This window comes from Citrobacter sp. Cb023 (assembly GCF_030336805.1).
Classification (GTDB): domain Bacteria; phylum Pseudomonadota; class Gammaproteobacteria; order Enterobacterales; family Enterobacteriaceae; genus Citrobacter; species Citrobacter braakii.
Genome location: NZ_JAOWCV010000025.1, coordinates 288,449 through 311,914, shown reverse-complemented (window position 1 = coordinate 311,914; position 23,466 = coordinate 288,449). Strand labels below are relative to the sequence as shown.

Annotated in this window: 24 protein-coding genes; 11 read left to right on the top strand and 13 right to left on the bottom strand. The window is 52.5% G+C overall.

What is annotated here, in order from left to right; translation table 11 throughout:
* Window positions 1–1,389 carry a Re/Si-specific NAD(P)(+) transhydrogenase subunit beta gene (gene pntB / locus OGW44_RS02790; protein WP_016153031.1) on the top strand — a complete coding sequence of 463 codons (1,389 nt, stop codon included), beginning with the start codon at window positions 1–3 and terminating at the stop codon, window positions 1,387–1,389.
* 159 nt (window positions 1,390–1,548) lie between these two features.
* Window positions 1,549–2,745: a multidrug effflux MFS transporter gene (locus OGW44_RS02785; RefSeq protein WP_049268639.1), complete on the top strand. Its 1,197-nt coding sequence runs from the start codon at window positions 1,549–1,551 to the stop codon at window positions 2,743–2,745.
* A gap of 32 nt (window positions 2,746–2,777) precedes the next feature.
* Here the strand turns inward: OGW44_RS02785 and OGW44_RS02780 are convergent, their stop codons facing one another.
* Window positions 2,778–3,812, bottom strand: a complete 1,035-nt coding sequence (locus OGW44_RS02780; RefSeq protein WP_065554464.1) for an AI-2E family transporter — start codon at window positions 3,810–3,812, stop codon at window positions 2,778–2,780.
* A gap of 138 nt (window positions 3,813–3,950) precedes the next feature.
* Between OGW44_RS02780 and OGW44_RS25750 the strand changes: the two genes are divergently transcribed.
* The 3 genes from OGW44_RS25750 (at window position 3,951) to mdtI (ending at window position 4,910) form a co-directional block, all read left to right on the top strand.
* Window positions 3,951–4,121, top strand: a complete 171-nt coding sequence (locus OGW44_RS25750; RefSeq protein ID WP_085951052.1) for a protein YdgV — start codon at window positions 3,951–3,953, stop codon at window positions 4,119–4,121.
* A gap of 107 nt (window positions 4,122–4,228) precedes the next feature.
* Entirely contained in the window at window positions 4,229–4,594 is a 366-nt protein-coding gene (gene mdtJ, locus OGW44_RS02775) for a multidrug/spermidine efflux SMR transporter subunit MdtJ (RefSeq protein ID WP_161623250.1), read from the top strand.
* Window positions 4,581–4,910 carry a multidrug/spermidine efflux SMR transporter subunit MdtI gene (mdtI, locus tag OGW44_RS02770; RefSeq protein ID WP_065554463.1) on the top strand — a complete coding sequence of 110 codons (330 nt, stop codon included), beginning with the start codon at window positions 4,581–4,583 and terminating at the stop codon, window positions 4,908–4,910. The genes mdtJ and mdtI overlap by 14 nt, the downstream gene beginning before the upstream one ends.
* 34 nt (window positions 4,911–4,944) lie before the next feature.
* Here the strand turns inward: mdtI and OGW44_RS02765 are convergent, their stop codons facing one another.
* The 6 genes from OGW44_RS02765 to msrP all read right to left on the bottom strand — a co-directional run bounded on the left by OGW44_RS02765 (window position 4,945) and on the right by msrP (window position 9,735).
* Window positions 4,945–5,766, bottom strand: coding sequence for a trypsin-like serine peptidase (locus tag OGW44_RS02765; protein WP_104651635.1), 822 nt, complete (start codon window positions 5,764–5,766; stop codon window positions 4,945–4,947).
* 100 nt (window positions 5,767–5,866) lie between these two features.
* Window positions 5,867–5,950 carry a small membrane protein YdgU gene (ydgU, locus tag OGW44_RS25745; protein ID WP_049259791.1) on the bottom strand — a complete coding sequence of 28 codons (84 nt, stop codon included), beginning with the start codon at window positions 5,948–5,950 and terminating at the stop codon, window positions 5,867–5,869.
* Between the two features lie 86 nt (window positions 5,951–6,036).
* Window positions 6,037–6,432, bottom strand: a complete 396-nt coding sequence (gene asr / locus OGW44_RS02760) for an acid resistance repetitive basic protein Asr (protein WP_003028934.1) — start codon at window positions 6,430–6,432, stop codon at window positions 6,037–6,039.
* Window positions 6,433–6,569: 137 nt separating this feature from the next.
* The gene (locus OGW44_RS02755; RefSeq protein WP_095715962.1) at window positions 6,570–8,057 is read right to left on the bottom strand and encodes a carboxypeptidase M32; all 1,488 of its coding nucleotides are present in this window, start codon (window positions 8,055–8,057) and stop codon (window positions 6,570–6,572) included.
* A 46-nt stretch (window positions 8,058–8,103) separates the two neighbouring features.
* Window positions 8,104–8,730, bottom strand: a complete 627-nt coding sequence (msrQ, locus tag OGW44_RS02750; protein WP_181635463.1) for a protein-methionine-sulfoxide reductase heme-binding subunit MsrQ — start codon at window positions 8,728–8,730, stop codon at window positions 8,104–8,106.
* Window positions 8,731–9,735, bottom strand: a complete 1,005-nt coding sequence (msrP, locus tag OGW44_RS02745; protein WP_016156462.1) for a protein-methionine-sulfoxide reductase catalytic subunit MsrP — start codon at window positions 9,733–9,735, stop codon at window positions 8,731–8,733.
* A 189-nt stretch (window positions 9,736–9,924) separates the two neighbouring features.
* Here msrP and OGW44_RS02740 point away from each other — a divergent pair, with 189 nt between their 5' ends.
* The 3 genes from OGW44_RS02740 (at window position 9,925) to OGW44_RS02730 (ending at window position 12,973) form a co-directional block, all read left to right on the top strand.
* On the top strand, window positions 9,925–10,647 hold the full coding sequence (locus OGW44_RS02740; protein ID WP_016153040.1) for a winged helix-turn-helix domain-containing protein: 723 nt from the start codon (window positions 9,925–9,927) through the stop codon (window positions 10,645–10,647).
* Entirely contained in the window at window positions 10,644–12,134 is a 1,491-nt protein-coding gene (locus OGW44_RS02735) for a sensor histidine kinase (protein ID WP_185654598.1), read from the top strand. Before OGW44_RS02740 ends, OGW44_RS02735 begins: the two co-directional genes overlap by 4 nt.
* Window positions 12,135–12,286: 152 nt before the next feature.
* Entirely contained in the window at window positions 12,287–12,973 is a 687-nt protein-coding gene (locus tag OGW44_RS02730; RefSeq protein ID WP_019076761.1) for a CPBP family intramembrane glutamic endopeptidase, read from the top strand.
* A 33-nt stretch (window positions 12,974–13,006) separates the two neighbouring features.
* On the opposite strand, the gene ynfM is transcribed toward OGW44_RS02730, so the two are convergent.
* Window positions 13,007–14,260, bottom strand: a complete 1,254-nt coding sequence (gene ynfM, locus OGW44_RS02725) for a multidrug efflux MFS transporter YnfM/SxtP(Kp) (protein WP_016153043.1) — start codon at window positions 14,258–14,260, stop codon at window positions 13,007–13,009.
* Between the two features lie 107 nt (window positions 14,261–14,367).
* On the opposite strand from ynfM, the gene ynfL reads away from it, so the two are divergent.
* From ynfL to bioD, 3 genes are all read left to right on the top strand, one after another.
* Window positions 14,368–15,276, top strand: coding sequence for a multidrug efflux transcriptional activator YnfL/SxtR(Kp) (gene ynfL / locus OGW44_RS02720; protein WP_016153044.1), 909 nt, complete (start codon window positions 14,368–14,370; stop codon window positions 15,274–15,276).
* 118 nt (window positions 15,277–15,394) lie between these two features.
* A complete protein-coding gene (gene mlc / locus OGW44_RS02715; protein WP_016153045.1) occupies window positions 15,395–16,615 on the top strand; it encodes a sugar metabolism global transcriptional regulator Mlc in 1,221 nt (406 codons plus the stop codon).
* Between the two features lie 125 nt (window positions 16,616–16,740).
* Entirely contained in the window at window positions 16,741–17,436 is a 696-nt protein-coding gene (gene bioD, locus OGW44_RS02710; RefSeq protein WP_016153046.1) for a dethiobiotin synthase, read from the top strand.
* On the opposite strand, the gene clcB is transcribed toward bioD, so the two are convergent.
* From clcB to ynfE, 5 genes are all read right to left on the bottom strand, one after another.
* The gene (gene clcB, locus OGW44_RS02705) at window positions 17,392–18,681 is read right to left on the bottom strand and encodes a voltage-gated ClC-type chloride channel ClcB (RefSeq protein WP_181598254.1); all 1,290 of its coding nucleotides are present in this window, start codon (window positions 18,679–18,681) and stop codon (window positions 17,392–17,394) included. The two genes, bioD and clcB, sit on opposite strands and share 45 nt — an antisense overlap.
* 119 nt (window positions 18,682–18,800) lie before the next feature.
* Window positions 18,801–19,415, bottom strand: coding sequence for a Tat proofreading chaperone DmsD (gene dmsD / locus OGW44_RS02700; RefSeq protein ID WP_185654599.1), 615 nt, complete (start codon window positions 19,413–19,415; stop codon window positions 18,801–18,803).
* A 42-nt stretch (window positions 19,416–19,457) separates the two neighbouring features.
* Complete coding sequence (locus OGW44_RS02695) at window positions 19,458–20,312, bottom strand: dimethyl sulfoxide reductase anchor subunit family protein (RefSeq protein ID WP_185654600.1); 855 nt, start codon at window positions 20,310–20,312, stop codon at window positions 19,458–19,460.
* A gap of 1 nt (window position 20,313) precedes the next feature.
* Window positions 20,314–20,931 (bottom strand): DMSO/selenate family reductase complex B subunit, encoded by a 618-nt coding sequence (locus OGW44_RS02690; protein ID WP_046276317.1) that lies wholly within the window; start codon window positions 20,929–20,931, stop codon window positions 20,314–20,316.
* Window positions 20,932–20,941: 10 nt separating this feature from the next.
* Window positions 20,942–23,380 carry a selenate/tellurate reductase subunit YnfE gene (gene ynfE, locus OGW44_RS02685; protein WP_185654601.1) on the bottom strand — a complete coding sequence of 813 codons (2,439 nt, stop codon included), beginning with the start codon at window positions 23,378–23,380 and terminating at the stop codon, window positions 20,942–20,944.
* Window positions 23,381–23,466: the final 86 nt, after the last annotated feature.

The window sequence follows — 23,466 nt, the reverse complement described above, 5'->3', positions numbered from 1 at the left end:
ATGTCTGGAGGATTAGTTACAGCTGCATACATTGTTGCCGCGATCCTGTTTATTTTCAGCCTGGCGGGGCTTTCGAAACACGAAACCTCTCAACAGGGTAACAACTACGGTATCGCCGGGATGGCGATTGCGCTGATTGCCACGATTTTTGGCCCGGAGACCGGCAACGTTGCGTGGATCCTGGTGGCGATGATCATCGGCGGCGCGATTGGTATTCGTCTGGCGAAGAAAGTCGAGATGACCGAGATGCCGGAACTGGTGGCGATTCTGCACAGCTTCGTCGGTCTGGCGGCGGTACTGGTGGGTTTCAACAGCTACCTGTATCACGACACGGGCCTGGAACCGATTCTGGTTAACATTCACCTGACGGAAGTGTTCCTTGGTATCTTCATCGGTGCGGTGACCTTTACCGGTTCCGTGGTGGCGTTTGGCAAACTGCGCGGTAAGATCTCTTCTAAACCGCTGATGCTGCCGAATCGTCACAAAATGAACCTGGCGGCACTGGTTGTTTCTTTCCTGCTGCTGGTGGTGTTTGTTCGTACCGAAAGCGTGGGTCTGCAGGTTCTGGCGCTGCTGGTGATGACCATTATTGCGTTAGCCTTTGGCTGGCATCTGGTGGCGTCCATCGGCGGTGCGGATATGCCGGTCGTCGTTTCAATGCTTAACTCCTATTCAGGATGGGCGGCGGCGGCGGCGGGCTTTATGCTCAGCAACGATCTGCTGATCGTCACCGGTGCGCTGGTCGGTTCTTCCGGTGCGATCCTGTCTTACATCATGTGTAAGGCGATGAACCGTTCGTTTATCAGCGTGATTGCCGGTGGCTTTGGTTCTGACGGTTCTTCTACGGGGTCTGATGAAGAAGTCGGTGAGCATCGTGAGATTAATGCGGAAGACACGGCAGAAATGCTTAAGAATTCGCACTCCGTGATAATCACCCCGGGCTATGGCATGGCCGTGGCACAGGCGCAATATCCGGTTGCTGAAATCACCGAGAAACTGCGCGCGCGCGGCATCAAGGTACGTTTCGGTATTCACCCGGTAGCAGGGCGCTTACCAGGTCATATGAACGTACTGCTGGCGGAAGCCAAAGTACCCTATGACATCGTGCTGGAAATGGATGAAATCAATGATGATTTCGCCGATACCGATACCGTGCTGGTGATTGGCGCCAACGATACGGTAAACCCGGCGGCGCAGGACGATCCGCGTAGCCCAATCGCCGGTATGCCGGTGCTGGAAGTATGGAAAGCGCAGAACGTTATCGTGTTCAAACGCTCTATGAACACCGGCTATGCTGGCGTGCAGAACCCGCTGTTCTTTAAAGAAAACACCCATATGCTGTTTGGCGATGCCAAAGCCAGCGTGGATGCGATCCTGAAAGCGCTGTAATCGTCAGCGCAAACCAAGACGGCCTCTGCGGAGGCCGTCTTTTTAATACTCCGCTATTCATGATTACCGCTCATAAACCCATACGGTTTTAACCGTCTAATCACCGTAAAACGCCGTGTATATACTGCTTCCTGACTTTTTAGAACATAACAGGGCGCTATGAGTACACGTAAACATGCCTCGTCGGCGGCTATAGCAAGCCAGACTGGTCTTACTTTTATTCTGATCCTCAGTGGCCTGATGGCCTTTGCCTCGCTTTCCACCGACATTTATCTTCCGGCAATGCCGACAATGGCAGAGGATTTGCATGGCAATGTAGAACTGACGATCACCGGTTTTTTGGTAGGTTTCGCCATTGCGCAATTGATTTGGGGGCCGATAAGCGATCATCTGGGACGGCGTAAACCGCTGTTAATTGGCATGGTGCTTTTTATCATCGGCTCCGCAGGATGTGCGATGTCCACGAGTATTACGCAAATTGTTTTCTGGCGAGTTTTTCAGGCGCTTGGAGCCTGTACCGGACCTATGCTGGCGCGGGCGATGATCCGCGATCTCTTTGCACGTACTCGCGCGGCGCAAATGCTTTCAACTCTGGTGCTGGTCATGGCGATTGCGCCAATAGCAGGACCGTTGATTGGCGGACAAATTATTCGCCTGAGCACCTGGCACTCTGTTTTTTGGCTGCTGGCGGTGATAGGAGCGCTGATGTTTATCTCCTTAAACTGGCTGCCGGAAACATTGCCGGAAGAGAAACGGGTGAAAGCTTCTTTAGCTGGCGCATTTCGTAATTATCGTTCGCTATTCGCCAATGGACGTTTTATGCGCTACACCCTGAGCCTGACGTGTTATTACGTTGCCGCGTATGCGTTTATTACCGGTTCGCCGTTTGTTTATATTAGCTATTATCATGTTGAACCACAGCATTACGGCTGGCTGTTTGCGCTCAATATTGTCGGAGTCATGGTCATGAGCGTAGTAAACCGTCGTCTGGTGCAACGGCATTCTCTGGAGCAACTGCTAAAGTATGCGACGATGCTGGCAGCGCTGGCTGCAGTGGCGCTTGCAGTGCTGGTTAAGCTGGAGTCTGGTGGCGTTGAAGCCATTATCATCACCGTTTTTCTGTTTTTCTCAATGAATGGCATTATTGCTGCTACTTCAACCGCTGCCGCGCTGGACGCGGTACCGAGCATCGCCGGTTCAGCCTCCGCGCTGATTGGCGCGTTACAATACGGTAGCGGCATTATCTCGTCATTGCTGCTGGCCGCCTTCAGCGACGGAACGCCATGGACTATGGCCTGGATAATTGCGTTATTTACGTTGTGTAGCGCCGTTCTGGCGCTACGTGCTACGCGCTAAACGATAAAAATGCCCGCAATGGCGGGGCGAATTCACTCTTTATTGAGATCGCTCAGCAACACGGCAATGCTTTGACCGCCGTTGGTTTGCTCAAGCGCGATTTTCACGATGATGGTCAGCGGTACAGAAAGCAGCATCCCGACAGGCCCCAGTAACCAGCCCCAGAAGATTAACGACAGAAACACCACCAGCGTAGACAACCCAAGTCCACGTCCCATGATTCGCGGTTCGAGGATATTCCCGAACACCAGGTTAATGACCAGATAACCTGCGAAAACCACCAGGGCGTCATAAAGGCCGCTAAATACCAGCACCTGAGCAATAGGGGGAATGGCGGCCAGCACCGAACCGATATTAGGAATATAGTTGAGCGCAAACGCCAGCAGTCCCCAGACAAAAGCGAAACGCACGTCGAGTGCGGCGAGCATGCCCCAGGCCACCAGCCCGGTCACAATGCTGATCGCCGTTTTGAGCACCAGATAGTGGGAAACGCTGTCGATGGCGCGTTGAATCGCCGCCATTCCCTCAATGGGACGGCTCATCATTTGTTTGAGTTTGTTGGGTAACTGCGGTACTTCCAGCAGCATAAAAACCACCGTCAACAGCAGTAAAAATATCGAAGACATGGCATTAGACAACTGCGCCAGTAAATTGGTCACCAGCGTCATTGCCGCGTTCGGGTCGATATATTTGACGAGTTCATCCACGGAAACGCCGATCCCTACGCGCTGTAACCACGGCTCAAGGTTTTTGAGTGGGATAACCAGTGAAGAGCGATACTGCGGCAGCGTTCGCGCAAGCTCATTTAAGGATGTACCTAAATACGCTAATAGCAACACCATTAGCATCACAATAATAACAATGAGCAATGATACCGCTATTACGCGCGGTATGCGAAGTTTGACCATCCGCTGCACCACGGGGTTAAGCACGACGGCAATAAATAACGCCAGAATAAATGGGACGATGATATCTGCGGCAACGCGGATGCCGCTCAGGATGATAACCAGCATGCCCAGCATAATGACTATTTTTAGGCCGTTAAGCGTGATGATCGGTTTCGCCATGTGTATTCCTGCATTTTTCATTTTTGAATCTGAATAATAATGTGATTTGCGTCGAGCCGTTATAACAAAAATCAAATGGGGCAGGTAAAGAAGTGAAAAGACTTTGAGTTCGCATTGAAGCTATGGTACAAATCATCTGTGTTTAACTACCGAGGACAATTATCATCCGCGATGATGAGAAGCAACACTGCGGATAATTGTAATATTATGGACAATATGTTCAGGATGTTTTTGCGTTTACCTTCACTTCTTCGTACCTCCTCCACTTTCTTGCTTGCGGGTGAGCAACACTGGCGCAACGCGCTTTAGTCCCTTCTTCTGCCTGAGCTGGCGCTGTGCGCTGAGCTAACTAATTTTATTTTTTGGTTTACTGCATGCAGTAGGCCCAAAGGACTATATTCTCAAGCAGGAGAAGCATTATGTTTTACTGGATATTATTAGGTCTGGCCATCGCGGCTGAAATTACTGGTACGCTGTCAATGAAATGGGCAAGTGTCGGTCATGGTAATTCGGGCTTTATTTTAATGCTGGTAATGATTGCCTTATCGTATATTTTTCTCAGTTTTGCCGTTAAAAAAATTGCCCTTGGTGTGGCCTATGCCTTATGGGAAGGTATCGGTATTTTATTTATTACGCTGTTCAGCGTGCTGTTATTTGACGAAACCTTGTCCACGATGAAGGTGGCTGGACTGGTCTCGCTGGTGTTAGGTATTGTGCTGATTAAATCCGGTACACGAAAACCGACAAAGGCGGGCAGAGAGGTGAGCCATGCAGCAGTTTGAGTGGGTTCACGGCGCATGGCTTGGCATAGCCATTGTGCTCGAAATCGTCGCTAACGTCTTTTTGAAATTTTCAGATGGGTTTCGCCGCAAGACTTATGGCGTGCTGTCGCTGGTAGCCGTGTTAGCGGCCTTTAGCGCGCTGTCCCAGGCGGTAAAAGGTATCGACCTTTCTGTTGCCTACGCCTTGTGGGGCGGCTTCGGGATTGCCGCGACGTTAGCGGCAGGTTGGGTATTGTTTGGTCAGCGCCTGAATCATAAAGGTTGGATCGGTGTGGCGCTGCTGCTTGCCGGAATGGTAATGATTAAACTTGCCTGATCTCAGTGCTGCCCGTTACTACGGGCAGCATAGGTTATTCCTTCGCCAACTCATCCAGCTTATCGCGAAAACCGGTCACGGATATGGCGCGATTATCGGCCCGCCAGCGATCTTTCGCCGCCGGAGCGGAGCTTTGTACGCCAATCAACTGCCAGCCAGTATCTGTCTTCAACATTAATGGTGAACCGCTGTCGCCCGGGAGTGTGTCGCACTGATGCGACAAGACGGTATTCTGTGCCCAACCGGTCACCACGCAATCCTGATGCGTGTACAAATCATCGAGATGATCTTCCGGGTAGCCCGACTGCGTAACTTTACGATCTGCGGTTTTCAGCGCCGCGGTTAATGCCGCTTTATCACCTTCAAATAATGGCAGCGGTGTGATGCCAGAAGGTGGGTAACGCAGCACCACCAGACCAAAATCCCACGGGGCAGCGGAAGACGGCACAATCCAGCCATCGCCATCGGCTTTTAAACGTTTTCCGAGCGAGGGATCTACCCGTCCTTCAATGCCGTGGATCTCGTAGCGCCAGACACCCTTTTTCGACACGAAGCGTAATGCCACGGCTTTATCCGGCTTGCCTTTCGGGGGGGTGAGTAAGCAGTGTCCGGCAGTCAGTGCCAGACGTGGTGATATGAGCGTGGCGGTACACAGGTTACCGCTGGCGGTTTCCAGTTGCCCGATAGCGTCCCAAGGAGATTGCGTTGGGTCAGTCACTTTTATGCGATCGTCATGACCAAAAAACAGCGTTTTTACGTTTTCAGCTTCAGCGCTGGCCGTTGCAGGCTGGTCCGCATGCGCAACGACAGGAAGTAAACAAATTGAACCCAGTAACACAGCAATGGTTTTATGCATATCACACTCTGGTGGGGAATTATGATTTTTAACAGCAAACCCTCAGTTAATACTATAGACGGGACGGCGGGAAAGTGGGAGTAAAATCAGATAACTACACTCAGGAAAGATAAAAATGCATGGCAATGAGGGCGCAAATTATCAGGGTAATAAGAATGAACTCAAAGCGATAATGTGACACCATTTTACCCTCCAAAAGGCGGCGCTAAATCAGGTCGATTTAGCGCCGTATGCTATGGCGTGGGGGACGCCATAGTAACTACAAATGTGTTATGCAGCTGGCTGAGCAGCGGGTTTAGCGGTGTCGTGTTTTACGGCTTTTTTGGTGTGTTTTTTAGCTGCCTGAGCTTTCTGCTCTGGTGCTTTTTGTTCTGCAGCGGGTTTGGTCGCTGCTTTTTTGGTGTGTTTTTTAGCAGCCTGAGCTTTCTGCTCTGGCGCTTTCTGTTCTACAGCCGGTTTTGTGGTGGATTTTTTAGCGTGTTTCTTGGCAGCCTGCGCTTTCTGCGGCGCTGCTTTGTGCTGTTTTTTATGATGAGTGGTTTTTGCCGGAGCTGCTTTGGTGGTTGCAGCAGCAGCCGGAGCGGTGGTAGCAGTTGTTTCAGCAGCAAATGCAGCAGAAGACAGACCCATAGCAGCGGCAACAACCAGAGCTAATACTTTTTTCATTCTCATACCCTCGATTTGGTTTTTCATTCAACCCCACTGCGGGGCCGTTGAAATAACTATATCGCTGTAATCACAGGGCTTCCGTGAGTCATTGGTTTCGGCGTGTAACGATATGTACAATGACTCACGGTATGAGATTACAAATAGCGGGCTTCCAGGTGAGCGCGGAAATAACGGCTGCTGAGCGGCTCTCCGGTGGCCTGGGTAATAAGCTGTTCAGTGGTAAAACGGCTGCCATGCTGCCAGATATTCTGACGTAACCAGTCAAACAGGGCACCAAACTCACCTTGCGCAATAGACTGCTCTAAATCAGGCAATGCGCGGTTAGCGGCACTGAATAACTGCGCCGCATACATGGCGCCTAAAGTATAGGAAGGGAAGTAGCCAAAGCCGCCATCGGTCCAGTGAATATCCTGCATACAACCGTTACGATAGTTACCGATGGTTGACAGCCCCAGCCAGGACTGCATTTTCTCATTCCACAATGCCGGGATATCATCTACTTCAATATCGCCATTAATGAGCGCGCGTTCGATTTCATAACGCAGGATAACGTGAGCAGGATAGCTCACCTCGTCGGCATCAACACGGATAAAACCGGGTTTAACCTGCTGGTTCCAGGCGATGAAATTGCTTTCTTCAAACGCAGCCTGATCGCCAAAGTGGCGCGTCACAGCAGGAATTAACCGCGTCAGAAATGCTTTACTGCGCCCCAGTTGCATCTCAAAGAACAGACTCTGGGACTCATGAATAGCGGTTGAGCGTGCCAGTGCGATAGGTTGCCCTGACCAACTGTGCGGCAGATTTTGCTCGTAGCGGGCGTGACCGGTTTCATGGATCACGCCAAACAGCGCGCTAAGTAATTCGTTTTCATCATAGCGGGTGGTGATACGCACATCTTCAGGTACGCCACCACAGAAGGGGTGCGCACTGATATCCAGTCGACCAGCCGTAAAATCGAATCCCAACTGCGCCATCGTTTCAAGGCCCAACTCTCGCTGGATTGCGGTTGGGAAAGGCCCAACCGGGGCGATGAGCGACTGCTGAGACTGCTTTGCCACCACCTTGTTGAGCAGATCCGGTAACCAGCTCTTAACGTCTGCAAACAAGACATCCAATTGGGCACTGGTCATCCCTGGTTCGAATATGTCCAGTAGCGCGTCATACGGCGAACAGCCTGTGGCTTCGGCACGCAGCCGGGCTTCTTCACGACTGTGCTTCACGACCTCTTTCAGGTTTTCGGAAAATCCCTCCCAGTCATTGGCTGGTCGCTGGCTGCGCCAGGCATGCTCACAGCGGCTACCCGCGAGTGATTTCGCTTCTACCAACGATTCAGGTAGTAAGGATGCCTGATGATGCAGTCGCGACATTTCGCGCAGGTTGGCTTGCTCAACATCGTTAAGGTCTTCCTGTTGGGCTGCGGCGATCCACGTTGCCACCTTCGGGTCGGTTAACAACTGGTGCTCAAGCACGCTCAGCTCGGCCAGTGCTTCGCCGCGAGCTTTGCTGCCGCCAGATGGCATCATGGTAAACATGTCCCAACTGGCGATTGCCGAGAGGTGGGAGAAGCGAGAGAGCCGCTGGAACGTGCGGGTGAGCTGATGGTAATTATCATTGTTACTCATTTTTTGTTCTCGTTCTGTTTAGGTGTGATGAGAAGTTTACCGTGATTCATTCACTTTTCATAAACACACCTTTGTACGCGACTCTGCGTAACAGCTTTTTATAGCGAAAAGCCAGTAGCACGATAAAACAGAGGGCATAAATAATGGGGAGCGGTGATAACACTTTTACCGACCACAGATAATGCAGCGGAAGCAAAACGGCCGCCAGGTAGACGTAGTTGTGCAACGTTTGCCAGCGTTTGCCCATTTTACGTTGCGCGGCTTGCGTGGAGGTCAGCGTCAGCAGGAATAAGATTATCCAACCAGTCATGCCCAACGTTAACCATGGGCGTGAAACCAGTTCACGTCCCAATAATCCCAGATTTTGTATACCCAACTCCAGCAGCGCATAGCTGGTCATATGCAGCGTGGCCCATGCAAAACACCATAACCCTAATAATCGACGGGTGCGATACAACAACGGCTGCTTTGCGTAGCGGGCAAGCGGTGACACCAGCAGGGTAGCAAGCAGAAACTTCAGCGCGGTGATGCCCGTAAAGTGCTGGATATCTTTACCCGGGTCGGCCCCCAACTCACCACGCTGCGCGGCCCAGAAGAGCCATAGCAGGGGTAATAAACCGGCGAGATGCAGCAGTACTTTCAGGCCGGTTATCTGTTTTGCGGTTAACCTCACTTAAAAATACTCCCGTAGATCCATGCCCTGATATAAAGAAGCCACCTCATCGGCATAACCATTAAAAGGCAACGTGGGCTGTCGCTGCACATCGAGAATGCCACCCGAACCGATAAAACGCTCTGTGGCCTGAGACCAGCGGGGGTGATCGACTTGCGGATTTACGTTGGCGTAAAAACCGTATTCGTTAGGTGCCGACATATTCCAGGTCGTCGGCGGCTGTTCACGCGTCAGCTTAATACTGACTATCGATTTAATGCCCTTGAAGCCGTACTTCCAGGGTACGGTCAGGCGTATTGGCGCTCCGTTTTGCGGCGGCAACGCTTTGCCATACACGCCCACGGTCAGAAGGGTAAGCGGGTGCATGGCCTCATCCAGACGTAAACCTTCAACATAGGGATACTTCAACCCGCCACCAATGAAGCGATCTTTCTGGCCGGGCATTTCATCAGGCGCGTAGCGTGTTTCAAAGGCGACGTATTTGGCGTGGCTGGTGGGCTCAACCAGCGCCAATAATTTATGCAAAGGAAAGCCGACCCACGGTACAACCATCGACCACGCCTCAACGCAGCGCATCCGGTAAATACGCTCTTCTAATGGAAAACGAGTCGTCAGCGCATCATGATCCAACGTTAAAGGTTTGTTCACTTCACCGCTGATGGTTAACGTCCAGGGATCGGTTTTCAGGCTACCGGCATTCGCGGCAGGATCGGCTTTATCCAGACCAAATTCGTAGAAATTGTTGTAGCCCGTTACCTTGTCTTCCGGCGTCAAGGGCAGATTGTTTTGCCAGATCTCTGGTTTTGTGAACTCGAGCGGTTTGCCCGCTGGTGCAGACGGGCGATCGTTGCCTTTAAACCAATTCAACAGACCGGCCTGTGTCGGGGAAGAGAGCGAAGCCGCCGCAGCGCCTATCCCAAGAGCTTTGAGGATCTGTCGTCGTTGCATAAAAAAAACGGACTCGGCGGTAACATCAGCTTCCCGAAGTGGATGTTTTTTCTGCATAACTTTTCCTTTTTATTTTCATGTTAAGGAAAACAAATCGACGTTTCCCTGTTGATGCCTGACCTATCTATAACGACATACTGGACGCATGCGTATCCCTGATTCCTCACGAAAAGTTAAAAATTTTGTGATAACTTCCGCCCCTTGCCTGAGGTAAGCTTTCAGCATGACGAGAGGGGGATGACACTGATGGCAGGCGCGAAAAAGATATTTTTGGTGGAAGATGACAGCGATATCGCCTCACTTTTGCAACTTAGCCTGAAGGATGAGGGGTACGAAATTATTCATGAGGCTGATGGGGCACGAGCGGTCGAGCTACTGGAGAAGCACGTCTGGGATGCCGTTATCCTCGATTTAATGCTGCCGGGGGTGGACGGTCTGGAAATTTGTCGTCGCATTCGGCAAATGAGTTTCTATCTACCTGTCATTATTATCAGCGCTCGCACCAGTGAAACTCACCGCGTATTGGGGCTGGAAATGGGCGCCGATGATTATTTAGCCAAACCTTTCTCGGTGCTGGAATTGATGGCCCGGGTGAAGGCGTTGTTTCGCCGTCAGGAGGCGATGAGTCAGAACCTGCGTATGGAGGCGGGGATTATCACCGTCCATGGTGTGGAGATTGATCCATTAGCCCGGGAAGTCCGCCTGCAGGGTAAATCCCTCGATTTAACGCCGCGTGAATTCGATCTGCTCTATTTTTTCGCCCGCCATCCCGGGGAGGTCTTTTCGCGTCAGGCGTTGTTAGACCAGGTGTGGGGCTACCAGCACGAAGGATATGAGCATACGGTGAACAGTCATATTAATCGCCTGCGCACCAAAATTGAAAAAGATGCTGCGGAGCCGGAAATTATTCTTACCGTGTGGGGACGGGGCTATAAGCTTGCTGCGGTTAACGCGGAGCATCAACCATGATTTATCGATTGTCGCTGAGCCAGCGTCTGACCCTGGTCTTTACCGCTATTATGTTGATTTGCGCGGTTGCGGTCAGCGTTGTCCAGATCCGCAGCAGTAAACAGTATGGCGACGCTATGGTGCAAAGGCTCTCGCTGGAATTGGCAAGCAAAATTGTCAAAAGTGAGTCGCTTATTGATGCCAGCGGGCAGGTTGATCGGCAGACCTTAAAAGGACTGTTTAATCACCTGATGACGCTCAACCCTAGCGTGGAGCTGTATCTGGTTTCACCGTCAGGCGAGATACTTGCTGATGCCGCTCCGCCTGGGCATATTCAGCGCCAGAACATTAGCGTACAGCCGATCCAGGTTTTCCTTAATTCGGACGAGCTGCCCGTTTATGGCAATGATCCGCGCAGCAGCCAGCAAAAGGTATTCAGCGCCGCGCCAGTTTTATTTAATGGCAAGCTGCATGGCTATTTGTACATTATTCTCCAGGGCGAAGATCTCAATATGCTGGCGAATACCGCCTGGCAAAAAACGCTTTGGAACACCGTGACCGGGACGTTAATACTGGTTTTATTAGCCGGTGCAATCGCGGGGTACCTGGTGTGGAGATGGGTGACGAATCCGGTGAAAAGGCTGACCGGTCAGGTGGTTAATCTGGAGCAGGACAGCATTAGCGTCATCAAACAGCTGGCGCATAAAAAGCCCGATTTAACTCCGGCGAATGAAATTGCGTTGCTGAACAATGCATTTATTGAGTTAGCACAGAAAATTGCTCACCAATGGGATTTATTAGCTGACAGCGATCGTCAGCGCAGAGAGTTTATCGCTAATATTTCGCACGATTTACGTACGCCGCTCACTTCACTGCTGGGGTATCTGGAAATGCTGTCACTGAAAGCCGATACGATGACGCCGGAGGAAAATCGGCATTATCTAAGCATTGCACTGCGCCAGGGGCATAAGGTTCGCCATCTGTCACAACAGCTTTTTGAGCTGGCGAGACTTGAGCATGGCGGCATAAAACCACAGCGTGAACGTTTTGCTATTGGCGAGCTGATCCAGGATGTGGCACAGAAATTTGATCTACCCGTTGCCACGCGTCATTTGCAGTTGCACCTTGACGTAATTGGTCCGTTACCGCTGGTGAATGCCGATTTATCGATGATGGAAAGAATCGTCACGAATTTGCTGGATAACGCTATCCGTCATACGCCTGACGGGGGCGAAGTGTGGTTAAAAGTCTGGCGTGAGGAAGACCGCTTGTTAGCAGAAGTGCAGGACAGCGGGCCTGGCGTCGAAGAGGCTGTTCGCGAAGTATTATTTCAGCGCCCGACGGCGTTACTACCCCGTGAGCAGCGGGCTGAGCGTGGTGGTCTGGGCTTACTGATCGTGCGCAGAATGCTCGAACTGCATGGGGGAGATATCCGCCTGATTAATTCGACGGCAGGGGCCTGTTTCCGTTTTTCGTTGCCGCTGGCGGATTCTCCACTGAGTAGCTGATGAGAATGTTCCGCTGAAAAGAGTCTGTAACGCTATACGCGTTGTAAACCGTGGGCATTGCGTAAAAGTTGGTAGGTTGTCAGTGATAATGAGAATTTTTATCATATATTGATAATTCATCAAGTTATCTTTGATAAGCGCAAGGAGATCGTATGTCACAGGATGCCGACAACCTGTATATCGTCAGGACCAAAGCGGTTGCTGGCTGTTTTACCATGTTTTTGCTGATGTTTGGCCTCACGTTTCTTCCGTTGTTTTTCCCCGCCAGCCAGGTTCTGCTTGCCAAAGGGCTACTTTTTCCGCTGCTGTTTGCGCTGGAATTTGTTGTGCTGGTCCCGCTGTATTACTTCTTCTTCAGAAAAAGAGAGGGGCTGGGAAAGGGAATTTTCAACGCCAGGTGGTTTGCCATTTTGTTCGTGGCGCTGCTGTTTATTCAGCTTATCCTGCCATGGTTTCTGGGCCTCAGACAAACCGAAGCGTGGGTGACCAGCCAGATATCCCTAAACAGCTACGCGCTGTGGTTATCCACTCTGACCCTGATATTTATTGCGCCAGTGTATGAAGAGATTGTTTTCAGGGGCTGTTTATTCAACGCATTCCAGTATTGGTTCAATAATAAAACTTGGCTGTCGTCGGTGGTGGTATCGGTCATTTTTGCCATCATGCATACCCAGTATGTGGATCTGCGCACGTTGCTGATGCTGTTTCTTGTGTCGCAGGTTTTGATCATCGCCAGACTGAAAAGCAACGGCCTGCTGATGCCGGTTATGCTGCATATAGCGATGAACGGGACGGTTATTGCCCTGCAAATGGGGGCTCAGACGTTACAGCCTGGTTGATGAAGGCGATGCCCGGAACCCGGGCATCGTGGATTATACGTGCAGACGATGGTGCAGACGTGCACCGACCAGCAACGCCAGCACCAGCATCAGGGCGATAAATCCGCCCACGCCGTTCCAGCCGTAGCTGTGCCAGAATACGCCACCCAGCGTACCGGCAATACTGGAACCCAGATAATAGCTGAACAGATACAGGGAAGATGCCTGGCCTTTAGCGCGTTTTGCCCGTGGTCCAATCCAACTGCTTGCCACGGAGTGCGCGGCAAAGAACCCGGCTGAAAAGAGCAGCATCCCGGCGAAGATCAGCCACAGTGATGTGAACAGGGTCATCAACAGTCCAACCAGCATCACGCCGGTTGAAAAGAGCATTACCGGACCACGTCCATAGCGGGTGGTCATCGACCCCGCTTTCGGTGAGCTCCAGGTCCCGGTCAGATAGGCCACGGACAACAGACCGACAACCGCCTGGCTGAGTTCCCACGGCGAGAGCATCAGACGGTAGCCGATGTAATTAAACAGCGTGACAAACGACCCCATCAGTAAAAAACCTTCCGCAAACAGCAGCGGCAACCCTCTGTCGCGCCAGTGCAAACGAAAGTTGATAAACAGCGTTTTCGGTCGCAGCGACGTTGGTCTGAAATGACGAGATTCCGGCAAGATTTTCCAGAACATCAGCGCGGAGGCGAGGGCAAAACAACCGATCGCCGCCAGCGCGATACGCCAGTTAAAAAAGTCGGTAAACACGCCGCTTATTAAACGGCCACTCATACCACCAATCGAGTTACCGCTGATATATAAGCCCATTGAGAAGGCGACGAAGCTGGGATGTATTTCCTCGCTCAGATAGGTCATTCCCACTGCCGCCACGCCGCTGAGCGAAAGACCTATCAGCGCACGCATGATTAAAATACCGTGCCAGCTGGTCATCATCGTCGAAAGCAACGTACAACAGGACGCGAGCAGCAGGGCGGTAACCATCACCGGCTTGCGGCCTATCGCATCGGAAAGTGGACCGGTAAACAGTAAACCGATCGCGAGCATCGCCGTTGAGATGGAAAGCGAAATACTGCTGCTGGCGGGAGAGACCCCAAACTCGTGCGAGAGCACTGGCAGTATGGGTTGCACGCAATAGAGGAGAGCAAATGTCGCCAGTCCGGCCGAAAACAGCGCCAGCGTGACGCGCATAAATGGGGATGTTCCGCGTTTGATAAAACTATCCGGCGGGGTAACTCTCTGTTCATCAACATCGCTTGTCGGCGCGGTATCGACAGTGGTTGTACGGCTCACTTGAAATCCTTGCTCAATCAATTACCTCTACATGACTAGCTTTAAGAGTATGAAAATCGCATTATTCTGTCTAATATATTAATAATCTCAAATGATATCTTAAAAATATGAATATCGAGCTGCGTCATTTACGTTACTTTGTAGCGGTTGCCGAAGAATTGCATTTTGGCCGGGCGGCGGCACGGCTGAATATTTCGCAACCGCCGCTGAGCCAGCAAATCCAGATCCTCGAGCAGCAGGTCGGCGCCCGACTTCTGGCGCGCACTAACCGCAGCGTGGCGCTGACCTCAGCCGGAAAGCAGTTTCTGGCAGACAGTCGGCAGATCCTGGGGCTGGTTAATGAGGCCGCTGCCAGGGCTGAGCGTCTGCATCTGGGAGAAGCGGGGGAATTGCGTATCGGCTTTACGTCATCGGCACCGTTTATCAAAGCGGTTTCAGATACGTTATCCCTCTTTCGCCAGAGCTACCCCGCTGTACATATGCAAACCCGTGAAATGAACACGCGCGAGCAAATTGCTCCGCTCAATGAAGGAACGCTGGATTTGGGACTTCTGCGCAACACGCAGCTTCCGGAAACGCTGGAGCGTGAAATCATTCTGCATGAGCCGCTGATGGCGATGATCCCGCGCGCGCATCCGTTGGCGCAAAAGCCCGTGGTCACATTGGCGGAGTTGGCCAATGAGCCATTTGTCTTTTTTGATCCGCATGTGGGGACGGGGTTGTATGACGATATTCTTGGCCTCATGCGTCGCTATGGACTGAAGCCGACTATCACTCAGGAGGTTGGTGAGGCGATGACTATCATCGGGCTGGTGGCCGCAGGATTAGGCGTTTCCATTCTTCCCGCTTCCTTTAAACGGGTGCAATTGTATGAAATGTGTTGGATCCCGATAGCGGAAGAAGATGCCGTTTCGGAAATGTGGCTAGTGTGGCCAAAACATCATGAGCAAAGTCACGCCGCGCAACGCTTTCGCGAGCAACTGCTGGCGGCCGTTCAGGCGATTAATTTAGTTTAAAAATGGGCGAAAATGTGCAGTAAATCACAAGGCTAAGTAAAAAGTTGACGGAAGCCATTGAAGTGCTTCACCATAGCCCGCAGATTATTTCGGAGCGCGAAAATAAAGGGAGTAAGTGGTGGTTGCTGATAGTCAGCCTGGGCATATCGATCAAATTAAGCAGACCAATGCGGGCGCGGTTTATCGCCTGATTGATCAGCTGGGTCCGGTATCGCGTATTGATCTCTCTCGCCTGGCACAATTGGCGCCTGCCAGTATTACTAAAATTGTCCGCGAAATGCTCGAAGCGCACCTGGTGCAAGAGTTGGAAATCAAGGAAGCGGGCAGCCGTGGACGTCCGGCCGTTGGGCTGGTTGTGGAAACGGAAGCCTGGCACTATTTATCCATTCGTATCAGTCGCGGCGAGATCTTTCTGGCGCTGCGCGATCTGAGCAGCAAACTGGTGGTTGAAGATTGTCTTGAAATGGCGCTGGTCAGTGAAACACCATTGCTGGAACGCGTTATTACCCAGGTCGATCAGTTTTTCATCCGCCACCAGCAAAAGCTGGAGCGCTTAACCTCCATCGCCATTACCTTACCCGGCATTATTGATACTGAAAACGGTATCGTTCATCGCATGCCATTCTACGACGATGTCAAAGAGATGCCGCTGGGTGAAGCGCTTGAAAATCATACCGGCGTGCCGGTCTATATTCAGCACGATATCAGCGCCTGGACTATGGCCGAGGCGCTTTTTGGCGCATCGCGCGGCGCACGCGACGTCATTCAGGTGGTGATCGATCATAACGTGGGGGCCGGAGTAATCACCGACGGTCATCTACTGCATGCCGGCAGCAGTAGCCTGGTGGAAATTGGTCATACCCAGGTGGACCCCTACGGCAAACGCTGTTATTGCGGCAACCATGGTTGCCTGGAAACGATCGCCAGCGTCGACAGCGTGCTCGAACTGGCACAGGTACGCTTGAAGCAGTCAATGAGTTCTTCTCTACACGGGCAACCGTTAACGGTAGACGCGCTGTGTCTGGCGGCGATGCAGGGGGATTTATTGGCGAAAGATATCATTAGCGGCGTCGGGACCCATGTCGGACGGATTCTTGCCATCATGGTGAATTTGTTCAACCCGCAAAAGATATTGATTGGTTCGCCGCTCAGTAAAGCGGCGGATATTTTGTTTCCCACTATTGCTGACAGCATTCGTCAGCAAGCGCTCCCGGCCTACAGTCAGCATATTGTCGTCGAAAGTACGCAGTTCACCAATCAAGGGACGATGGCAGGGGCGGCGCTCGTGAAGGACGCGATGTATAACGGTTCTTTGTTGATTCGTCTATTACAGGGTTAACATTTTTTAACTGTTGTACGAAAAATTGCGCTATCTCAAGCCGATTCTCGTCGTCATACCTTAGACTTTCTCCACTGTATTATTTTCCTGACTTATATTTTCAAAGCATAACGGTGGAGTTAGTGATGCTGAAGCGTTTCTTTATTACAGGTACAGACACTTCTGTTGGGAAGACCGTGGTTTCCCGCGCATTACTACAAGCGTTAGCGTCAGGGGGTAAAAGCGTTGCGGGCTACAAACCCGTGGCCAAAGGAAGCAAAGAGACACCTGAAGGTCTGCGCAATAAAGATGCGCTGGTGCTGCAAAGCGTGTCCACTATCGAATTGCCCTACGAGGCGGTCAACCCGATAGCGTTGAGTGAGGATGAAAGCAGCGTAGCGCATAGTGGTCCGGTCAATTACACCCTGTTATCCAACGGCCTCGCAAGCCTCAGCGAAAAAGTGGATCACGTTGTCGTTGAAGGCACCGGAGGCTGGCGGAGCCTGATGAACGATCTGCGTCCGTTATCTGAATGGGTGGTGCAGGAACAACTGCCGGTACTGATGGTGGTGGGTATCCAGGAAGGCTGTATTAATCATGCCATCCTCACCGCACAGGCGATTGCCAGCGACGGACTGCCTTTGATTGGCTGGGTCGCGAACCGAATCAACCCGGGGCTGGCACATTATGCGGAAATCATTGATGTGCTGGGCAAAAAATTACCCGCACCGCTGATCGGTGAACTGCCTTATCTGCCTCGCGCAGAGCAACGCGAGCTGTCTCAGTACATCCGTCTGTCAATGCTCGGCAGCGTGTTGTCGGTAGATAGAGTCCTGGCGTAACGTTCGCGACAGCACAGACGCCACCACACAGGCAATCAGCAATCCGGGGAGCAGACGATACTCCCCGGTCATTTCACAAACCATCAGTGTCGACATTATTGGCGCATGCGTGGTCGCTGCCAGCAGCGTGGCCATCCCCGTTAATCCCAGCAGAATGGCGATCTCATCCGGACCCGGAAGCCATAATCCCCACACTCGTCCCAGCAGCATACCCACCGAAAGACCGACAAACAGCGTTGGCGTAAACACACCGCCAGGCGCACCGGAACCACTGCTGGCAAGCACCGCCAGTAATTTGCAGATGAAGATCCCGCTCACCACGGCCAGCAGCGGTGGGGAGAGTAAATATGACTGCACCACGCTGTAGCCATTACCCCAGACCGCAGGCGTGAGCAATGACAGCAGGCCGACGATCAGCCCGCCGAGCGCCAGTTGCCACGGGGGCGAGAGTTTTAAGCGCAAAAACCCATTATGGCTGGCGGTCATCAACCACATGAATAGCGGTCCGCAAACGCCGGCAGCCAGACCGGTGCTGATGATCATGACGTATTCCAGCGCATGCAGTTCCCGTGTGAAGTGCACGGCATACAACAGCGCATTGCTGGCGCTCAGCATATTGGTGGTGAGCAAGGCGACGACGGCGGATACCACCACCGGTCCCAGTGAAGCGAGGATCAAGGTGCCAAACAACACTTCAGCAATAAATAGACTGCCCGCCAGTGGGGCATGATACGCTCCGGCCATACCCGCAGCGGCTCCGCAGGCAATCCATAACTTCCATTCTGTGCGCGGGGTGAAGCGTTGAGCAAAGCTGGAGGCTGCCAGCGCTGCCAGTAAAATCATGGCACCTTCGCGCCCGATGGCACTCCCGCTGGAGACGACCAGTAACGAGGCCAGCGATTTCACCAGGCTTGCACTGACGTCAAATTGTCCGTTAGTTTGCAAGGCTTCCATGTAATCAGTGGGAGCCTGCGGGCGTAACCGGTTGAACGTTTGCCATCCCCAAAGCAGCAAACCCGCCGCCAGCCCTCCTAACGCAGGTGTCAGCATGCGTCTTACAGGGGAAAGGTTTGTTGCCGCGTTGACCAGACTCCCTGTGTCATTGCTCAGGAACAACCATTCAAGAAGGAGCATGGCGTGGCGAAATCCTGCGACGGCCAACGCAGCAAGGATACCAATCACCGCAGCAATCAGCAGGCGGCGGAACATGGCGCGCAGGTCAGGATAAGCATGTAAATGATGCATGAGTGGCCAGACAGGAAATTTCAGACGCTTTATTTTGCGGCTATTTGGCAACAGAAGCAAAAGCTCAGCGTGCGCAACGGAATGCTACACAGGCAGGACACATCCTGCCTGTGGTGAAACTAACGAAAAAGTGGCTTATCGGCTATCGGGATCAGTAACTGCGACTGCCATTGCGCCAGCGTCATACGGGCCAGCTCCCCCAGCGCCTGGTAAAACGGATGATCAGCTTTTTCGATAAACACATCAAGGAAGCGGGATGACCACGGGAACAGATGCCAGGCCAGCAGCTGTTCGCACTCGGTGTGGCGTTCATTTTCAGCAAGCCAGGCCGTCAGCAACAGCAGTGAACCAAAGTGATCTTCTGGCTCATTTTGCTGCATGGCAAACTGGATGCCGTTGTCCCGCATCCACTGACGAAGTGCCAGCGTAGAGTCGCCAAACAACACGTTTTCGCGATCCAGCCAGACAGATCCCCAGGGCGGAGAGGGTAGCGCATATGGACCGACAAACAGGCGTTGCCAGGCCTGCGGGAGAGGCTCATCGACCTCGGCTTGTAGCCGTGCAGCCAGCGGGAAAAGCATTGCCTGATCGAGCGGCCACTGCGCCTGCCAGCCATCGGCTCTTAACGCGCTGACTAATGCAGAGGCTTCCGCGCTATCTGGCGCATAGTAAAACAGTGCGCCGAGTACGCGCGCCGCGGTAGAAAAGTTGTCACCTTGCGAAAAATGGGTCATGCAAACAATCCTGAACAGTGCGGGTTGCCCCGCACCCGAAAGTTAACCTGCAACAGCCATTCCGACTGTCATATGTAAACCGTAAAACAATCCGCGGCCAATGATTTCACCGGCGAGGACTAACACTAAGCCCAGCGCCAGGCCGCCGACGGACGGTGCTTTACGACGAATAAGCGGGCATATCCAGCAGCCCAGACCGGCGGCCAGCAGAATGATGCGCCAGACCTGCAAGCTTCCGTAGTCGGGAACCAGCGCGCTGGCGGATTGCACCGAACTGTGGATCCCGCCGAGCGACAGTCCCTGCAGAACAATAACCGCCACGATCACCAGTAGGGCCAAAACGCTCACGTAGGCGAATCTGGCGGTGCCAGAGGAAACACCCGCAGCACGCAGCAGCAGGGCGGCAAACAGCGGTCCGCTTAGCAACATCGTCATAAAAAATGCCACCGTAGTGTAGCCGTTATACCAGGTCGGGACAGTGTCTATCTGGTAGACGCTGGTCATCGCCAGCACAAATACCAGACCCAGCAGCATGCCCACCAGCAGCCAGATTTTACCTAACGCTGCGGGCATTTTACCGAGAAACGCCGCCAGCCACCACAGGCCACCGACGGCGAAAAACAGTGAACCACTGGCGATTTCGTTACTTAGCGCAGATGCGCCAACTCTGTTCAACGAGTTAAAGGCGCGCAGTGGCGAACCCAGGTGCATTACCGAGGCGAGAAAGGCGATGCCCATTACCAGCCACAGAAAAAACATGCTGCGCACGATACGTTGTTTTGCCACCTCGTCTTTAACGGTCAGCCAGCCATAGCCACTCACTATCAGCGCTCCGGCCACGCACTGGCCCAGCACCGTAAACAGGACCAGCGGCCATTCATGCCATCCATTGCCCATGTTACACCTCCTGCGGATTCGCCAGATAACCCGTGGTATCCCCGGTCGGGCGGCTATTGGCGTTGGGTTTGATCACAATGCTCGGTTTGGTGAAGTGCGCACCTGGCAGCGGAGCGACCGCCGCCAGTTCACCGTGCTTTTTGCGCAGCTCATCAATTGGGCCAAAGTCCAGCGCGCGCAGCGGACAGGACTCGACGCAGATGGGCTTTTTGCCGTCGGCCACGCGATCATGACAACCATCGCACTTGGTCATATGACCTTTGGCGGCATTGTACTGCGGTGCGCCGTACGGGCAGGCCATGTGGCAGTAGCGACAGCCTATGCATATGTCTTCATCCACCACCACAAAACCATCTTCACGCTTATGCATAGCGCCGCTGGGACAAACCTTGGTGCAGGCCGGATCTTCGCAGTGGTTACAGGCAATGGAGAGGTAATAGGCAAAGACATTCTGTTGCCAGACGCCGTTATCTTCCAGCCAGTCGCCTCCAGCGTATTCGTAAATACGCCGGAAACTGACGTCGGGAGTGAGATCCTTGTAATCTTTGCAGGCCAGTTCGCAGGTTTTACACCCCGTGCAACGGCTGGAATCAATAAAAAATCCATACTGAGTTGTCATGGGTTAGTCCTTATGCCTTCTCGATCTCGACCAGGTTAGTATGCTGTGGGTTGCCTTTTGCCAGCGGAGACGGGCGCTGAGTTGTCAACGTATTGACGCAGGCGCCGTGGTCAATCTTATCGCCAGCCATATCGGCATCGTGCCATGCACCCTGGCCCATTGCGCTTACTCCGGGCAAGATTCGTGGCGTTACTTTGGCTGGGATACGCAGTTCACCGCGATCGTTAAAGACTCGCACCATATCGCCATTTGCAATCCCCCGTTTTTGGGCATCGACTGGATTTATCCATACTTCCTGACGACAGGACGCCTGGAGAACATCGATATTGCCGTAGCTGGAGTGGGTGCGGGATTTGTAGTGGAAACCAAACATCTGCAGCGGGAATGAACTGCGTTTCGGGTCATCCCACCCTTCAAACGTGGATTCATAAACGGGAAGCGGACTGATTACCTCGTCCTTTTGCAGTTCCCATGTACTGGCAATTTTCGCCAGTCGGCTGGAGTAAATTTCAATCTTGCCAGACGGCGTTTTGAGCGGGTTGGCCTGTGGATCCTCGCGGAATTTTCTATAGGCGACAAAGTGTCCGTCAGGATCTTTGCGTTTATAGATCCCCATTTTTTTCAGCTCGTCATAAGTCGGGAGCGCGGGGTCTTTAGCCAGCATTTTTGCATACAGATACTGAAGCCACTGCTCCTGGGTACGGCCTTCAGTAAACCGTTGATAGACATCATCGCCAAGACGTTTTGCGACTTCACTCATTATCCAGTAGATCGGTTTGCGCTCGAACTTAGGCGACGTCGCGGGTTGAATAAAAATGAGGTAACCCATGTTGCCTGCATAATCGTTAGGAATGATGTCTTCCTGTTCGACGGTCATTAAATCAGGCAACAGAATATCGGCATATTTGGCCGAAGAGGTCATGAAGTTTTCGATGACCACAATCATTTCGCATTTCGTGTCGTCCTGAAGGATCTCATGCGTTTTATTGATATCTGAGTGCTGATTGGTGATGGTGTTGCCCGCGTAGTTCCAGATAAATTTAATCGGCACGTCGAGCTTATCTTTCCCACGTACGCCATCGCGGGTAGCGGTCATTTCCGGGCCCCGGACGATTGCGTCGGTCCAGCTAAAGCAGGATATCTGGGTCTTAATGGGATTCTCTGGCAGCGGCATACGCTCAATCGTGATGGTGTAGGTTGATTCTCGTGCACCGCTATTGCCGCCGTTGATGCCAACGTTGCCGGTCAGGATCGGCAACATCGCGATTGCGCGTGAGGTCAGCTCGCCGTTAGCCTGGCGTTGCGGACCCCAGCCCTGACAAATATATGCGGGTTTGGTACTGCCGATTTCCCGAGCCAGTTTGATAATGCGCTCCGCTGGGATCCCGGTAACATGTGAGGCCCACTGGGGAGTTTTAGCGATACCGTCATCACCGTTGCCCAAAATATAGGCTTTGTAGTGCCCATTAACGGGTGCGTCGGCGGGCAGGGTTTTCTCGTCGTAACCGATGCAGTATGTATCCAGAAACGTCTGGTCAACGAGATCTTCGTGAATCAGGACCCAGGCGATTCCGGCTACTAATGCGGCATCGGTCCCCGGACGAATAGGGATCCATTCATCTTCACGACCCGCTGCGGTATCGGTATAACGCGGGTCGATGACGATCATCCGGGCATTAGAGCGCTCCCTGGCCTGTTCCAGGAAGTAAGTTATTCCACCTCCGCTCATACGCGTTTCGGCGGGATTATTGCCGAACATCACCACCAGCTTCGTGTTTTCGATATCGGAGGTGCTGTTGCCTTCGTTTGAACCGTAGGTATAAGGCATTGCCGCCGCGATTTGTGCGGTACTGTAGGTGCCGTAATGACTCAGGAATCCGCCATAGCAGTTCATCAGGCGAGCGACCAGCGAGGCATAAGGGGAGGAGCGAGTAATGTTGCCGCCTACAATGCCAGAGGTGTAGTTGATATACACGGCCTCGTTACCGTATTTGTGCACGGTATTTTTCAAACTGGCACTGATGGTGTCCAGTGCTTCCTGCCAGGTTATACGCTCAAATTTACCTTCACCGCGTTTGCCCACGCGCTTCATGGGGTAATTCAGGCGATCCGGATGATTGATCCGTCGACGGATTGAGCGCCCACGCAAACAGGCGCGAACCTGGTGTTGACCATAAATATCGTCCCCGGTCGTATCGGACTCCACCCAAACGACTTCATTATCTTTAACGTGGAGTTGCAGGGCACAACGGCTGCCGCAGTTTACGGAACAAGCGCCCCAAACCACTTTTTCTTCAACGGGTTGTATCGCCTGCTGTACCGCTGCGGCGGCAGTGCGCATTCCGAAAGGTAACGACAGCCCACCCGCGGCAAGCGCCAGCGAACCGATTGCCGAGGATTTCACTAACGTCCTGCGGCTAATGCCTCCATATTGCTCAGTTTTTGACATTACTCACCCCATTATAGTTATCGCTATATATTAATTTCTATAACGAAATTAATAGCATGCTAATAATGGTTTGAGTTTACCCACTT

Bases quoted from the DNA above. Each gene is read 5' to 3' on its own strand.
- OGW44_RS02785 (WP_049268639.1), top strand. From the start codon at position 1,549: ATGAGTACACGTAAACATGCCTCGTCGGCGGCTATAGCAAGCCAGACT.
- asr (WP_003028934.1), bottom strand. From the start codon at position 6,432: ATGAAAAAAGTATTAGCTCTGGTTGTTGCCGCTGCTATGGGTCTGTCT.
- OGW44_RS02755 (WP_095715962.1), bottom strand. From the start codon at position 8,057: ATGAGTAACAATGATAATTACCATCAGCTCACCCGCACGTTCCAGCGG.
- OGW44_RS02765 (WP_104651635.1), bottom strand. From the start codon at position 5,766: ATGCATAAAACCATTGCTGTGTTACTGGGTTCAATTTGTTTACTTCCT.
- clcB (WP_181598254.1), bottom strand. From the start codon at position 18,681: ATGCATCATTTACATGCTTATCCTGACCTGCGCGCCATGTTCCGCCGC.
- ynfL (WP_016153044.1), top strand. From the start codon at position 14,368: ATGAATATCGAGCTGCGTCATTTACGTTACTTTGTAGCGGTTGCCGAA.
- OGW44_RS02730 (WP_019076761.1), top strand. From the start codon at position 12,287: ATGTCACAGGATGCCGACAACCTGTATATCGTCAGGACCAAAGCGGTT.
- msrP (WP_016156462.1), bottom strand. From the start codon at position 9,735: ATGCAGAAAAAACATCCACTTCGGGAAGCTGATGTTACCGCCGAGTCC.
- OGW44_RS02780 (WP_065554464.1), bottom strand. From the start codon at position 3,812: ATGGCGAAACCGATCATCACGCTTAACGGCCTAAAAATAGTCATTATG.
- pntB (WP_016153031.1), top strand. From the start codon at position 1: ATGTCTGGAGGATTAGTTACAGCTGCATACATTGTTGCCGCGATCCTG.
- OGW44_RS02735 (WP_185654598.1), top strand. From the start codon at position 10,644: ATGATTTATCGATTGTCGCTGAGCCAGCGTCTGACCCTGGTCTTTACC.
- OGW44_RS02740 (WP_016153040.1), top strand. From the start codon at position 9,925: ATGGCAGGCGCGAAAAAGATATTTTTGGTGGAAGATGACAGCGATATC.
- OGW44_RS02690 (WP_046276317.1), bottom strand. From the start codon at position 20,931: ATGACAACTCAGTATGGATTTTTTATTGATTCCAGCCGTTGCACGGGG.
- ynfE (WP_185654601.1), bottom strand. From the start codon at position 23,380: ATGTCAAAAACTGAGCAATATGGAGGCATTAGCCGCAGGACGTTAGTG.
- mdtI (WP_065554463.1), top strand. From the start codon at position 4,581: ATGCAGCAGTTTGAGTGGGTTCACGGCGCATGGCTTGGCATAGCCATT.
- bioD (WP_016153046.1), top strand. From the start codon at position 16,741: ATGCTGAAGCGTTTCTTTATTACAGGTACAGACACTTCTGTTGGGAAG.
- OGW44_RS02695 (WP_185654600.1), bottom strand. From the start codon at position 20,312: ATGGGCAATGGATGGCATGAATGGCCGCTGGTCCTGTTTACGGTGCTG.
- ydgU (WP_049259791.1), bottom strand. From the start codon at position 5,950: ATGGTGTCACATTATCGCTTTGAGTTCATTCTTATTACCCTGATAATT.
- dmsD (WP_185654599.1), bottom strand. From the start codon at position 19,415: ATGACCCATTTTTCGCAAGGTGACAACTTTTCTACCGCGGCGCGCGTA.